The organism is Ruegeria profundi (assembly GCF_001507545.1).
GTDB lineage: Bacteria > Pseudomonadota > Alphaproteobacteria > Rhodobacterales > Rhodobacteraceae > Ruegeria > Ruegeria profundi.
Genome location: NZ_LQBP01000008.1, coordinates 153,911 through 167,950 on the forward strand (window position 1 = coordinate 153,911; position 14,040 = coordinate 167,950).

At 52.2% G+C, this 14,040-nt stretch carries 13 protein-coding genes; 4 read left to right on the plus strand and 9 right to left on the minus strand.

The features are described 5' to 3' along the window. The first annotated feature begins 53 nt into the window (after nucleotides 1–53). Nucleotides 54–302, plus strand: a complete 249-nt coding sequence (locus AVO44_RS15695) for a hypothetical protein (protein WP_068338720.1) — start codon at nucleotides 54–56, stop codon at nucleotides 300–302. Here the strand turns inward: AVO44_RS15695 and AVO44_RS21335 are convergent. The 4 genes from AVO44_RS21335 to AVO44_RS15710 form a co-directional block, all read right to left on the minus strand. Beyond that, complete coding sequence (locus AVO44_RS21335) at nucleotides 288–443, minus strand: hypothetical protein (protein WP_169794863.1); 156 nt, start codon at nucleotides 441–443, stop codon at nucleotides 288–290. The two genes, AVO44_RS15695 and AVO44_RS21335, sit on opposite strands and share 15 nt — an antisense overlap. Before the next feature lie 91 nt (nucleotides 444–534). Then, a complete protein-coding gene (locus AVO44_RS15700) occupies nucleotides 535–930 on the minus strand; it encodes a thermonuclease family protein (protein WP_233421997.1) in 396 nt (131 codons plus the stop codon). Between the two features lie 23 nt (nucleotides 931–953). Further along, a complete protein-coding gene (locus AVO44_RS15705) occupies nucleotides 954–1,502 on the minus strand; it encodes a COG3904 family protein (protein ID WP_157769999.1) in 549 nt (182 codons plus the stop codon). Between the two features lie 230 nt (nucleotides 1,503–1,732). Beyond that, nucleotides 1,733–3,013, minus strand: a complete 1,281-nt coding sequence (locus AVO44_RS15710) for a hypothetical protein (protein WP_068338728.1) — start codon at nucleotides 3,011–3,013, stop codon at nucleotides 1,733–1,735. 392 nt (nucleotides 3,014–3,405) lie between these two features. Between AVO44_RS15710 and AVO44_RS20735 the strand changes: the two genes are divergently transcribed. Continuing rightward, complete coding sequence (locus tag AVO44_RS20735) at nucleotides 3,406–4,026, plus strand: thermonuclease family protein (protein WP_082677518.1); 621 nt, start codon at nucleotides 3,406–3,408, stop codon at nucleotides 4,024–4,026. A 448-nt stretch (nucleotides 4,027–4,474) separates the two neighbouring features. On the opposite strand, the gene AVO44_RS20915 is transcribed toward AVO44_RS20735, so the two are convergent. Further along, the gene (locus AVO44_RS20915) at nucleotides 4,475–4,834 is read right to left on the minus strand and encodes an HNH endonuclease (protein WP_099045673.1); all 360 of its coding nucleotides are present in this window, start codon (nucleotides 4,832–4,834) and stop codon (nucleotides 4,475–4,477) included. A gap of 628 nt (nucleotides 4,835–5,462) precedes the next feature. On the opposite strand from AVO44_RS20915, the gene AVO44_RS15725 reads away from it, so the two are divergent. Together AVO44_RS15725 and AVO44_RS15730 are read left to right on the plus strand one after the other, a co-directional pair. Further along, nucleotides 5,463–7,871, plus strand: coding sequence for an AAA family ATPase (locus tag AVO44_RS15725; protein ID WP_068338735.1), 2,409 nt, complete (start codon nucleotides 5,463–5,465; stop codon nucleotides 7,869–7,871). 6 nt (nucleotides 7,872–7,877) lie between these two features. Continuing rightward, a complete protein-coding gene (locus tag AVO44_RS15730) occupies nucleotides 7,878–9,170 on the plus strand; it encodes an McrC family protein (protein ID WP_068338738.1) in 1,293 nt (430 codons plus the stop codon). A gap of 495 nt (nucleotides 9,171–9,665) precedes the next feature. Here the strand turns inward: AVO44_RS15730 and AVO44_RS15735 are convergent, their stop codons facing one another. The 4 genes from AVO44_RS15735 to AVO44_RS15750 all read right to left on the minus strand — a co-directional run bounded on the left by AVO44_RS15735 (nucleotide 9,666) and on the right by AVO44_RS15750 (nucleotide 14,036). Next, nucleotides 9,666–11,138 carry a DUF2779 domain-containing protein gene (locus AVO44_RS15735; RefSeq protein WP_068338740.1) on the minus strand — a complete coding sequence of 491 codons (1,473 nt, stop codon included), beginning with the start codon at nucleotides 11,136–11,138 and terminating at the stop codon, nucleotides 9,666–9,668. 108 nt (nucleotides 11,139–11,246) lie between these two features. Continuing rightward, on the minus strand, nucleotides 11,247–12,023 hold the full coding sequence (locus tag AVO44_RS15740; protein WP_157770000.1) for a 2-keto-4-pentenoate hydratase: 777 nt from the start codon (nucleotides 12,021–12,023) through the stop codon (nucleotides 11,247–11,249). A 313-nt stretch (nucleotides 12,024–12,336) separates the two neighbouring features. Next, nucleotides 12,337–13,140 carry a DUF1194 domain-containing protein gene (locus AVO44_RS15745; RefSeq protein ID WP_338057448.1) on the minus strand — a complete coding sequence of 268 codons (804 nt, stop codon included), beginning with the start codon at nucleotides 13,138–13,140 and terminating at the stop codon, nucleotides 12,337–12,339. Nucleotides 13,141–13,412: 272 nt separating this feature from the next. Next, nucleotides 13,413–14,036, minus strand: coding sequence for a class I SAM-dependent methyltransferase (locus AVO44_RS15750; RefSeq protein WP_068338745.1), 624 nt, complete (start codon nucleotides 14,034–14,036; stop codon nucleotides 13,413–13,415). Nucleotides 14,037–14,040: the final 4 nt, after the last annotated feature.

Below are 14,040 nucleotides of genomic sequence, written 5' to 3' on the forward strand. Positions count from 1 at the left end.
GGGATTCGCATTTTCCCCGGAAGACGCCTATATTGGGCGCAAGGAGAGCGAGAATGGTTGAGTTTGCATCAATAACACTGAGCACAATCACTGCGGTGACTGCTGCGGCTTTCGTTCGTTATATCATAAAAAATAGTGGGAAAGATCGAGAAATCGACCCAATCGCGGCCCAGAAGTTTGTAGACAATGCGCCCTATCACCTGCTGCACAATGTTCTGTCGAAGTCTTCTTCGGCGGCGGGAAGCGAGCCGTCATCGCAGCCGGCAAGTGAGCCAGCTGCCGCTTCATCAACGCAGGGTTAGTCTCACCCCCGCAAGTGTGACTGGAGGATAGCTGTCACGCCAGACACCATCGCGGGCGGCATCCTGCCCGAACATCAAACTTGACCAAGTCAGAGGCCGCAGCACAAACGAAGAGACAACGGCAAGTTCGCGCCTGTCCATGCCCTTTCCCCCGTTTAGTCACCACGGAAGGCGCTGTAGAGATGCGTAAGGGTTTTGGCCAAATAAGCGCTCCCCAAGGCGCGCTTGCACGTTATCGGCAATAACCGGCCCGCTTAAGACGTGCTTTCGCTGCCGGGGTCTCCAATTGCCTGTAGCGCCCTCCCGAGTATTTAGCGCAATCCAAAGCATGTCCAGCTGCTATCACGGCCGCCCCAATGTCTTGTCCGTCTGCGTAACAAACACCAACCCAGCGATCATAGGTGCGCTCACCATTCAGTTCACACTCGATGTTCTTGCCACGCAGGAAGTTAACCATCCACCGTTTAGCATTTTGACCAGACCGAGTGCCAAGCTCTGGCGCGTCCACGCCGTTCAAACGGACGGGCGTGCCATCGACAACGATAGTGTCTGCGTCGCGTACTTGGAGGCCACCAGCAGCGGCAGTCGTGGCGAAAAGAGCCACAGCAATTGTTAGAATCTTGAACAAGACAAATTCCTCGGTGTTGCGCGTTAGTCGATTACTTGAGTTGCTATGCGTGTATCCAAGAGTTCTTCTTCGACGAGCACATAGATTTCTTCAGGTGGAGTGTTCAGCGAGTACAGCATCAGCGACGGGTCCACGCCCAGGTCGATGAGGTGCTGCATCGTTTCTCCTTGCCCCTTTTGGATGCCTTCAACTGCGAAGACGACAGGTATTAAACGAGGCTGGTCGTAGTAGTGTTGGTGCATACCCACAAGGCCGCGAAGTGAAACTATGCGATCTTCTCCGCCCGCTAGAATGTAAGGGCATGAGGACACGCACATTGCGCCAGCGAGAACGGCAGAAGCAAGCTCAGCCTCTCTAATCCTCTTACCGATGGATAATGCCTCTGAAACCACTCCTCCCGGACTGTGAAGAGCTACTAGGTCAGGCTTTTCCTTCATGTCCGACAAGTACGAAGCGAAGCGAGACGAGTCATCCACCTCTATCTGACCGCTGAGTAGAAGGACCCTCCCTAATCCTTCAACTTCCTGAACTGAGAAGTCCAATCGGTCAGGGAACGCTTCTGGTACGGGCAAGTCTAGCGGCCCGTCTTGAGGTATTAACGATGGATCGCTGCGATCAGTTCGGTATTCTCGGCGCTGATCACCGGGAGATACGGGTCCTGTCGGGAGTTCAACTCGCTCTTGGAACGGGCTGGGAATGACACCAACAACGTCCGACAATACAAGAACGCCCGCAATCGCTAGCTGCAAAATCAGAATGTAGCGCAGCCCAGAGCGTGGATCGAAACGACGTAGCAGGCCCATCACGATTCATCTTTTTGCGACGCGGCGCGGTTAAGGATGGCAGCGTCCGCCAGACCCATAGTTGCTTCGACGTCCTTCATGGCGTTCATAGCGGCTCTTAGGTCGGAAAGTGTCAGCGTGTCCTCTATGCTCATACCGTCCTTACCGCTGCGGATTGCGGCTTGGGTGATAGCCAGCACGAATACCAACACGGCAGGCAGCAAGTCGATTGCGATTGCTCCGGCCCACGAAGGTAGGAAGTTGTGGGCGTATTTGATTACAGCATCGGCACTGGAAATCGGATTGTATGCCGTCTCGATGGGCGGCTCCATGTCCAATACCTCGTCAGCTGCGTTCTTGAGTGTCTTGCTGCGTTGGTCCAACGCATTCAAAACGGAGTTGATTGTGGATGATTGCGCATCTCGTACGTCGGAGCTGCGTCCATCAAGCTCTGGAAGTACGACCGAGGATGGCAAGTCCTCGGCAGCACGAGCAACAAGTGGTGCCACGCTGTATTGGTTGAGGCGCGAGATCACACCCGCCAACTTCACGCTTTCCTCAGAAAACTGTACCGAGCGGCGATCCACTGGCCCGGGCGCTACAGTAAGCTCGCGCATCTTTGCGAGGATTTCGTTGCCTTGTTGGAAAGCGTCCTCGATAGGTTCCTGCTGTGTCGCAATCTGCTCTTCCAGATTGCGTAATTCTTCAGCCTTTTGGGTCAGTACGCGAAACACTGCGCCTCGGCCGGCGGTTCCAGAGAGGTCTCCCGATTGCTCCAGTTCAGCGAGTTCCTCGAAACTTTGGCGGGCACGTTCCACCTCGCGACCCAAAGCTTGGCCGCTAAGGGCTATGTCGTGGGCTTGCTCAAGAGCAGCTTGGTAGTCACGGACAGTGTTTTCCAAGTGTTGTTCGACCGCTGCCGAGCCAGCGAGAGCTGCTGCGTTAAGCCAGCTAGACATGGCGATAATGGCGATAGAGCCAACAATCGTGGAGATGGTCAGACCAATGAAACCACTGGCCGTACGCATCGAAGGCAACAGACGGAGCATATAGCTCCAAAAGACAAAGATACCGACAGAGACAGCGATTGAGTACGCGACCGCAGCGAAGAATGAGACCGCGCCATTATCTTCAAGCAGCGAGGACACACCAAGATAGGTGTAAATGCCAGACGCAATAGCTAGGACCCCTAAGGCTGCGGGAGTAAAAGTATCTAACCAGGCAAGATGACCTTCGAGTTCTTTAGCCGTACGAAGTCCCTTTGCTTCTTCAGCCGTTAAGCGATCCTTGTTCTCCGTCATACTGCATCTTGCTCCACACTCATCACGCGATAGTTCGCTACTTAATCATTCATTAAGATTTTTCACCTTGGGTTGCACATCTGAACGGTACGAAACGATTGCTTGCGCGAAACGGTCATTCTTCTGTGAGATTCCGCCAACCTGCGCTGCCAGCCCTAGCGGAAGCGAAAATCACGAACTAACTGAATCTCCGGTTGTTATTCTGGAAGTTTCAGTAAGTGGAGATCAGTCGCCTAGCTTACGCGCGCGTGAATGCGCTCAGCTGGGCAAATCCGTCACATCTCTCAAAGCGAATGTGAAGCGTCCCTAGCATATCAACCCGAACGTGTGCTTGGTTCGATCCGGATCCAGTGCGAAAAATTTGATTGACCTAACTTTTGGAGACCTGTCTCGTGGAAATCTTGATAGTTTTAGGTTTGGTTTTGGCTGTCGCGGTGTATTTGACAGTCCGCAGCAACAGGCCTGGCGACACAACTACCACTCCAAGCCAATCTGATGTACATGAGACACCTAGATTAACCACGAACCAACGGCAGCGCACATCGCAGCCACAGCGTTTTGACCCGGACCACACGCTACCAGAACCCGACGTCAGGATATTGGCGGGTTCAGCCTACGTTGTAGATGGCGATACATTGGTCATTAAGAAAACACAGGTCCGTTTGTTTGGTGTCGATGCTCCCGAGATGAACCACCCCTATGGTAAGAAGGCAAAATGGGCGCTCGTTTCGCTCTGCAAGGGTCAAAAAATTAGGGCGGAAGTGACCGAGCAAGATACCCACGGACGGACTGTTGCAAAGTGCTACCTCGAGGATGGCCGTGATTTATCCGCAGAAATGGTCAAACTTGGCCTAGCGATAGATTGGCCAAAATTCTCAGGCGGAAAGTATCGATCAATGGAAATGCCTGATGCCCGAAAGAAACTGTGGCTGGCAAATGCACGGCAAAATGGACACATGGGTCTGTGGAAGCAATATGAAGCAAAGCAAGCCGCTCGAAAACTGAACAACTGAGGATTCCAGAAAGCACTGCCGCACCAAAGTATTGCAAATAATTTTAACGGACAAAGCGATGTCTCAGCCCGGTGCAGAACATCATCCGGTTTTGCATTCGGGCCGTTACGCAACCAAATCGGACGAAAAGAAGTCAGCGGCGTTTATTGAAAATCAGTTGGCGCTCTGTGATCCCGTGAAACATCAATCGACCGACCTAGTTTAGAGACAACTGGTCAGAGGCTGCGAAATGTTCAACGACGATGTCCTTGCAAAGTGCCCAGAATGCGGCTCTTCCGATAGTACAATTTCGAATGAAGATATCACTTGCGCTGCGTGTGGATTTAGCGAGTTGCTTGTGCTTGATGATCAGGCACGCGAAGGAATGCAAAACGACATAGCAAACGCATTGAATATGGCAAAAGCGCGAGACGTTTTGCAGCGATGGAGTTTCGCGGGTTAATCGTTTTCAGCCACTAGCCGGTGCGGTGTCTGATGAACTCAACCGCATCCAACCACCCATTTCCATTCGGCCGAGCACTTTTGACTTATATGCTTCCGGCGATAGTGGCTGCTTTGATCGGTGGCGGCTTTGATTGCAGAACTTGCAGGCAGCAACAATGTTTGCTGAAGTTTCTGATCCACCATCCGAAACAGAAAGTAAGTGTTCTGCTGTACATTGGAACCAACGCGCCTTGCGCTCTGAACCAGAATGGGCGGTTTGGAATTTTAGCGGTGACCCTGACCACATCGGCTGATTGCAATAGAAGCATCGACCACCTTGAGCGGCATACTTTTCATCGCGAATTCTTCTTAAACTATTTGTCATTTCACAGTCCTAGTTTCGATTTAAATCGAGAACCGGCTGTGAAAGCTTCCTGCTCTTCACGGGCGCAGCCTAAAGGATCAACGCCCTAGTTTCTTGCCACGGAACACGCCTATCTGGCTTGAGCTCCGCTTGGCCAATATCGAAAACAAATTCACAACTGTCAATTGCGAGGCGTGTGCTCCTATACTCGGAGGGAAGACTAAAGTTTACGAATTTGCACCGGACAATTCTGCTGGTGTTCATCATAAGACGGCAGGGCAAGCAAAACAATTTCGAGCCGGGCAGGAGTCTGGATTCAGGATTTTTACCGTTCTAGCGTGCCTCCACCTCATGTTTGCAGCCAATGGAAAAACTTCAAATGATCCGACACCCAATAGATCAGCGTCAACAGCTTTTATGACAAAACGCAAACGGACTTTCCGTCAGAGTGCGCGTACAAACCCCTGCTTGCTGTCGCCCGTTGGTTTCGAAGAAAGACAGGTCAAACTGGAAAAGGCAGGTGTCTAGGAAGTTTGGAGCACCTCACCACTCAGCTTTATTACGACGCTATGCAAAGGTGCATGTTCGTGCGATTTACGTTATGCTTATGTTTTCATTCGACTTCCTGACTTAATAAACGCGAGCAAAAATGGCACGATTTAACCCACATGAAGAAAGCGCAGAAGCCGTTTACGCAGCAGCTGAAACCTGGCTTGACACCTGCCTCCTCGGTGACGGCTCAATCTTCTCTTCTAATAACAATCTATGGACCAAAGAGCTCCTCGACGAGCTCGATGAACGTTTTGTCCAGAACCTGGACGCGGGAGAAGGTGACTTCTTTGAGAAGCTAGAGGCGCAGCTTTCCGGTGGTTCGCCGCAGTGTAAACAGCTTATGTCAGAGCTTCACTGGCTCATACTGCTGTTCGCTTCACGCATCTCAGAACCCAAGAAACGGAAAGATGTTCAGCTAATTTGGTCATGGTCTGGAGAAACTCTCCCAGAAGACCAGCCGATGCTTTCCGATGCTACGTTGGGCGGCCTCGGGCACACAGGCACAGCATACAACACCCACCGTTGGCGTGAGTTCGTTTTCGCAATCAACGCATTGCGTGAATTCAAGACGAAACCCCCGGAGGAACAAACACAGCTTGCGTCATCTTCTTGGGACTTCGCTCGTTGGCTAACCTCGGTCTCTGATGGCGAAAACCGGCAGTTTAGGCACATCCTTGCCAACCTACTGTTCCCAGATGACTTCGAGCGCATAAGCACTGTTCGCGACAAGCACGCAATCCTTGCGGCCTTTGAGGACGTTCCTGTTAAAGACGTACAGAAGCGCGATCTCGTCGAAATCGACCAATCGCTGAAAGAGCTTCGGCAAAGCCTCGAAGGCGAACTGGGCAAACCCATCGATTTCTATATGGAAGGTGTCGTCGAACGGTGGAAGCCATCTCCGGACGCTGTTGTCACACCCCCGATGAAGGCAGATGCCAGAAATGGAGATGACGGTAGCGTTAAGCGACCTGCCTCACGTTCACTCAATACAATCCTTTATGGGCCTCCGGGGACCGGAAAGACCTATGAAACCGCGAAGAGAGCAGTTTTGATATGCGATGGTCATGCCCCTACGAAACGTGAAGATGTCATGAAGCGATATGACGAACTCTATCAGGAGCGACGAATTGAATTTGTCACATTCCATCAGAGTTACAGCTACGAGGAGTTCATCGAAGGACTCCGGCCCGAAACTGGCAACGATGATGATGCGGATGGCGTGCAGTCGGCAGGGTTTAGGCTGGTTGCTCGTCCAGGGGTACTGAAGCGCATCGCGGAGCGGGCACGACAGCGCCCTGCAAAGGCGAACACTCAAGCGGATTATTCTGACCGGCGAATATTCAAGGTGTCGCTGGGTCGAGCATGGGACCCTGAGGACGAAGACATTCGAACCGAGGCTTATGAAAAGGGGTTAGTCTCTCTGGGCTACGGCGGCAAGATCGACTGGTCCGACCCCAAATTCGGAAGCTACAACGCCGTCTATGATCGTTGGCGTGAAGAACCGGGTGAGGAAGAAGCAACGGGCAAGAACCCAAACATCGAGATGCTCAACCAGCTACGCAACAACATGCGGCCGGGTGATATCGTCATTGCCAGCCAGGGTAACAAAAGGGTTCGTGCGGTCGGCGTCGTGTCTGGCCCATACAAATTCGATCCCGATGTTCGTCACCATCACCGCAGGGAAGTTGAATGGCGTTGGCAGGCGGACGACGACAGTGGCATCGAGGTCGAAGACATATACGCGAGCAATTTCTCGCAGCAATCGATCTATCAGCTGTTTCCCAACAAGATTAACTGGCCCAACCTGCTCGCATACCTTGAGCCCGCAACGACCGATGCCCCGCACCCTCCCCATGTGTTGATTATCGACGAGATCAACCGGGCCAATATCTCCAAGGTCTTAGGCGAACTGATCACGCTACTTGAAGAGGACAAGCGAGCGAGTGCTCTCAACGAATTGACTGTTACGTTGCCTTATTCGGGGGATCGCTTCACGCTCCCACCGAACCTGCACATTGTTGGGACAATGAACACTGCTGACCGGTCGATTGCACTGCTCGACACTGCCCTCCGTCGCCGTTTCCGCTTCGAAGAGCTTCCCCCCAAGCCGGAAATTCTTAGCGACATCGTGGTTGAAGATATCGGTTTGGACAGCGTGCTTGAGGCAATCAACAAACGCCTCGAATGGTATCTCGGCGCAGATCATCTGATTGGCCACGGATACTTCACGAGCGTCGAAAGCTTGGAGCAGCTAGACGAGGTGATCGCTAACAAGATCATCCCGCTTTTGCGAGAGTACTTTCACGAGGACCTCGGTCGCGTGCGGGCTATTCTCGGAGGTGGAAACGCCTTCCTTCGCAGAGAGCGCATCTCATCCCCACCCGGTGTCGATGATGCCTACGAGGATGAACGATTTAGATATGTCGATAACTATCTTGAACTCGGTCAATACGGGCGTGAGGCCTATGAGGAACTGATCAGTTCTGTGCAGCAGCAGACGGGTTGACCACTTATGGCCCAATCCGCCAAGCATCAGTCGACATTGATCAAGCGCGAGTGGGGCGTCTTCCCAATTGGTGACGATGGCCTTCGGCAGCATGAGGCCGAGACATTTCTTAAAACAGCTGAACGAGCTGCTAGAGACCTAAGGCTGCCAGAAGGCGCTGTACTCAATCGTGTGGTTGGAGGGCTCAAGGCGGGTCAAGTCTGCGGTGTCTTGAGTTTCCAGGGCCGATCTTTGGAAATCCTCCCAAAAATCGATGGCACTGGGTCGGAGAGCCGACTTGCTCTTATCCGAATGCTTTCCGTGGTGAACGATCTTCGGGTTTCAGATGGCGAGTTGGCACAGCTTCAGACGCAGCGACAAGACCTCTTGGAACTACTTATTGCGCTTTTCGCCCGCAGGCTGACAAAAGCGATGAAGGGCGGGCTACAGCGCCACTACATGCGGCACGAGGATGACCTTCCATTTGTGCGTGGCAACATCAACATCGGGCAACAGCTAACAAAGCGACCTGTCGCGCCGACAAAGCTCTTCTGTGAATTCGATGAACTGTCGGAAAACACGCAGCTGAACCGTCTACTGAAATCAGCGGCGCTGCGCTTGCGTGGTATCAGTAGGAGTTCTGAGACGCAAAGGCTCCTGCAAATAATCCTCGATACGTTCCGGCACGTTGGCAGATCCCACAGACCACTTGCGGAACCAATTCAGAGTGATCGAAGCGCAACAGCGTTTGCAGACATCATACCTTTGGCGCGACTTTTACTAAGCGGTGACTGGCAAAACACAACTTCGGGAAGCACGACCGGGACAGCACTATTGTTCCCGATGAACGACCTGTTTGAACGCTATATTGCTCGCCGTGCTCAACAGACACTTGGACGAGGTATCGTTCATAAGCAGCATTTCAAACATCATGCGCTGAGCAACCAACTCTTCCGCATGATTCCTGACATTGTCATCGAATACAAAAACGAGCCGGTCATCATCGATACGAAGTGGAAGCAGCTCAATACTGGTGACACTCAGAAGCTTGGCGTTGCTCAGTCCGACATCTATCAGATGCTTGCCTATGGCCATAGTTATGCGGCTAACGGAGCAAGACCGCGGCTCGTGCTCCTGTATCCGCACCACGCTGCCCTGAGAAGATCAGAGGGCGTCCTGCGCAGATGGTCTGTGACGGGTTCTGAGTTGCCCCTTACGATTGCGACAGTAGACATTTCAAAGAGGCGATCACCAGTGCGGTGGCGAGAATTGTTTGAGCAGATTGCGCCCGAAGATCATGCAGGGAGCCCAGTTTCTTGAAAGGCCAAATCATCAGATTTGAGATTTTTGATATGCCTGGGCCACCGCCCGTGCCAATCATCTTGACCTACAAAAGTCAGGGATGTGGTCGCAAGATTGCGGTTGCGTTTGCAGACTTGTACCTGGAAAAATGTTGAAGGTCAGTCCGTGCACACCGTCGAGATAGTTCTCCGACAATATCGAAGCGAGACGAAAGTGCTGAGCGGAGGTATTCAGCAAGCGGAGCTAGTGAGTGGCTGGTCTCAGCCCACTGAGTCACCAATGCGTATTCTGAATGACGACATTCCTTTCTAATTGCAAACAGGAGCAGAAAAATGGCTAAACTGACCCAAGCGAAAAACGCGCGATTGCAGAATACGAAGCAAGCCACAAGGTGAAAAAACTGCCAGACGGAGAAGCGGACAGCGCCAAAGCATTGAAAAATAGAGATTTAGGCCGCTTGGTGGAGGATGCGTACCCTCTTACAGAGAGGAAATAAACGATGGTCACTAAACCTCACATCGCCAGCAATTCCCGGTGAATTGCGACCATCGCCCAGGTGTCGCGCGTGCAATACGCCACAAGATCAGAATAGACCTTCTCGCGCGCTGGATCATCCGGTTGGATCAGTGTCACGTCCTTCCAAAGACGAGACGCGCTCGCCCCCTCTTTGATGTCCAGATCGTCGTATGAAAGTTCTGGCAAAAACGCCGGAAGAACGGCCTTGATAGAGGCGCTACCCATGAACGCAGGATCGTTGATCACTTCATCCGCAAACGGCTTCATAAGATCTACAACGCGGGCGTTCAGGCCTTCCAGGAACTCTGCGTGCTCTGGATAAGTTTCCGCCATTTCCGTATTGCGCGATTTCTCGAACGGAGCATACCAAACCACTACAGAGCCAACGTCTCCTATGTCCTCACGAAGCCTTTTCAGTAAGGCTGGCATCGGGTTACTGGCGTCTCGGTGGAGATACTCCCTGTGCTCGATTTCTCCGCGAGGCTCATGTTGGATATGCAAGGAATACTGGAAAGCCACTTGTTGATAGGGACGCGTTCCGTTCCAGGGTGGCACCAAACTCTGAGACGTCTCGTAGTCAAAATAATAAAGCGGATAGACAATCTCGCTCAGAAACCTGCTCAACTCCTGATGATCGATTGTGCGTGCACCATTCGCCACTGCTCTCAAGTAGCGTTGCGTCGACTTGCCCAACACAGATGGAACAGTGATCTCGTCAATCTTTGTGACCCCATTTGCGATGAGTTCCGAGGCTTTTTCCGCATTCATGAACGGAAGGCGGTGGATACTGTCCTGCGCGAGAGGTGGGTCGAGCTCTTCGCTGATCTCCAGCCATTCACCGTAGGATTTAAGGCGCGCAAGTTCGGGGGACGGATCAGGCATCGTATCGCTGGCAACGACGCTCAATGCCTGATCGATACGCGTGCGTGTTTTTTCGAGCTGCTCAGTCACCGCATCCGTGATGTCAGTGATGCTGACAAGCTCTTGCGGATTGATTTCGCCGTTTCTGACGTAATCACGGTTCACATGTGCCACTTCGCAGCGCGCAATGGGGAACCCGGCTGCCTCAAGCACGACACGCTGGAATGCGAGATCAAAAGTGTGTTCGGGCTTTGCAGATGTCCCGCTCTTGATCTCTGTCAGAACGTACCCATCGCCACTGCGGCTCACGATGTCGGAGATGCAAGTTATGGTTCCATCTTCATAGCGTCCCTGTGCCACGGCGTTCGCACCGTTTCTCCAAGCATCCAAAGTGCGCGCGGGCAGAGCCTGGTATTCTGCAAAATCTGAAAAGCCGAGTTTTACGAGATCACCAAATAACGCCTCCGCATAAGGCTCAAACGCGTGCCCCTCGTCAAAGCGTGCTTGCAATGAAGGGTCAATCGGCGGCAACAGATGCCTGGCGTGTTTCTTGATCCATAGCCAGGCAGGGTGCCTGAGAAACATCATGTAATCTGATTTGGATAGCATCGTATGACTTGCATTTCAGAATTGATGAAATCAGTTGAAGACCATCGTGGCCATCTATGGAGAGTAAATTTTCTTTGGTGCAGTAGGCGTCACAACTCTATTTCAGCCTCATGTAAATCGCACCGATAGCTCGGTGTCCATGACTCCACCAAAGCCAGCTGACCATTGTTCACCCGGAGACACCGGCCATGCGTCCGTCAAAGTACCGGTTGTAACCAGCTCGCCTCCCTGAAGCTGGTCGGTGTCGGAGAGTAGAGACACGAGATGAGCCAGGACTTCGATTGGGCCTCCAAGCGCGTTTTCACCTTTGCCGGACTCGATGGCCTCGGCGCCCTTGAACAATGCTAGAGGCACTTCAGCCAAGCCGGTCAAAACATCATGCGTCGCCGCGATCTTGTCGCCAAGAACGAGGCAGCCGTGTAATCCTTGTGCTACGATTGAATCTTCGACCGAGAATTTCCAACCAGGATAAATCGATTGCACAATTTCAAATCCTGGAGCGACCCACTCCACACAACCTGCCAACTGCGCATTATCCATTTCAGCTATTGGTGCATGTTTAAGGCCCAATACAATTTCTGGTTCAATCCTCGGTTCTGAATACCTTGCCAAATTTACCGGCTGATCAGTCGAAAACAGTCCTTCTGAGTAGACCTCTCCCCAAATGGGTTGATCCACACCATAAACAGGCCAGATCGCGCGGTTTGTGAAGCCAACTTTCCGGCCAACTCTCTTTTTGCCCTGAATCCCTCGGACACGACTTGCAATTGAATATGCCTCATCCAGTGTTAGCTGACCTGCCTCTGAAGTCATTGGAGAAATCTGCCGTGCAGAAGCCAGAGCTTCAGCGATTGTCTTAGTAGTCGTTTCAATATCTCTGATCATATTTGAAATACGGGCGCTAATAGTCGAATTTTGGAACCGCCAGTGAAGCGGTTTGCGAACGCTCCTGACTTGCGGTTTTCGAGGCGGTTTCGAACCTATGATGAACCATCTAGAGCAACCCAAGCAATGGGCACGCCTACATTCAAGCAAACGGTAGCTCAAGTCATTCGATTGACGCAGCTCAAAGACCAAACACGGCTCTCTGAATAAGCTATTTGGGCATTTTATGATAAAAGGGTCAAAAAAATACAAGCCGTAGTCATTTGCGGCTGGTTTTAATTACTGAAACGTGGGTTTTCGATGGCAGTCGTTTCTAGGGTTCGCTCCAGATTCGTTGGTTCCTTTCCCATATTTTCTCGCCGATCAGGCAGTCATAGTCTGAGGTTGGTGCGTATTGTGCAGTCAATAACCTTTCCTTTAATGGCGCAGATGCGATTTCCAACACCAGTTTTCGACGCACAGCCTCTGCAAAGTCTTGCCAGTCAAGCACCGGGATTACGAAGGAACCAGGCCCACCGATCACACAGTTTTCATAGTAAACGTCAAGGTTGTCGAGGTGCCACTGGCTCCCCATACCTTCGCGGGTCATCAGCGGTAACCCATTAATGATAATCGACTTCGACAATACAGCCTCGCGGGCCTGCAAAACCGGGCGACCCTGATTGTTTGGCCCGTCGCCAGAAACATCGATTACCTTGCGCAGGCCTTCGAATTCGTTCCCTTCGATCATCGCCGCTCCGAAGATCAATGCCTCAGAAATCGAAGTACGGCGCAACGCGGGATCAAAACGCGTGGTTAGAACGCGCGCAAATTCTTCCAGATCTGCGCGCGTTTCCAATAATCGCCAATCAACGATCACTTCTTGTGTTCCGGCCCACTCGACGTATGTCAAGGCCACCCGCTGCAAAAGGCCCGACTGAATTGCAGCGAAGACTTCGTTTGACAGTAGTGCCGCGGCATAACCCCGGCGCTGAATCTCGAGTTCTCGTTCTGTCATTGACCGTGAAACGTCGACTAGAAGAGCCAGTTCCAGATCGACTTCCATTGTGTCAGATGCGACGGAAGCTCCCGAGAGAAAGGTAGACGCGACAATCGTGAGGAACAAATTACGCATCATTCAACGGAAGATGTGATGAGCTCCTAAGTCAAGCCACAAACGATTGATGAAGTTGCTAGTTTGTATATGGAACGCCAAAATGTGATAGCTTGCTTTAGCCATACTGGATTTGAAGGCCAATCAAGACGAATTTCTGACTTTAGCCCACAGTGGATTTTCTCAACCAGGCTCTGCAACTTCCGATATGCGGAACAGAGCTGCCGTTGAGTCAAGGTCGCGCCCACGTCAGCCTTTATGTGAACTGGGGTGTTCCAAGTGGTTCCGGCAGTCGGTCAACGCCTGACTTCTTTTTGGCCTATGACACAGAGCGCTGGTGATGGCCCGGCTACTATGCCAATTCGAACAACTTGCTTAAACCCTGCCTCCTTCATTATCCGCGTGACCTTGTCGGCCATAGCAGAAGCCCCGTTTGGATCTTCGTTGTCCAGACGTGGTTGATATGTCGTCAAACATATACCACCCTGATCCAGGGTAGCGAACACGCGCTGGAAGAAGTCGGTTTTGTCGGCAATGAACTGGATCAAGTTCAGGGAGTATACCCGGTCGAACGCACCGGGCCATTCTTTGAGACGGTCAACGCCACCGAACACCAGATCAACTGAACTCTCAGAGCCACTCGCCTCTAGCCGCTTCCGGGCCTGTTCGATCATTACAGGCGAATGATCCAACCCGATAATGCGCCCCTCCGAGACGGTTTCCGCACACAGGGCCAGTGCCAGCCCGGGACCACATCCGATCTCAAGGACCCGGCTGTCAGGCTGTAGGTTCATCAACTCAACGGTCCTTTGGTTGCGTAGTCGGTTGGAAGATCGGCGGGCCATGATATGACCTGCCAGCTTTCCAACCAGACTCGTGGGCTTGCCAAACTGCCGGACGATGGCGGTTTTCAGCGACAACGGC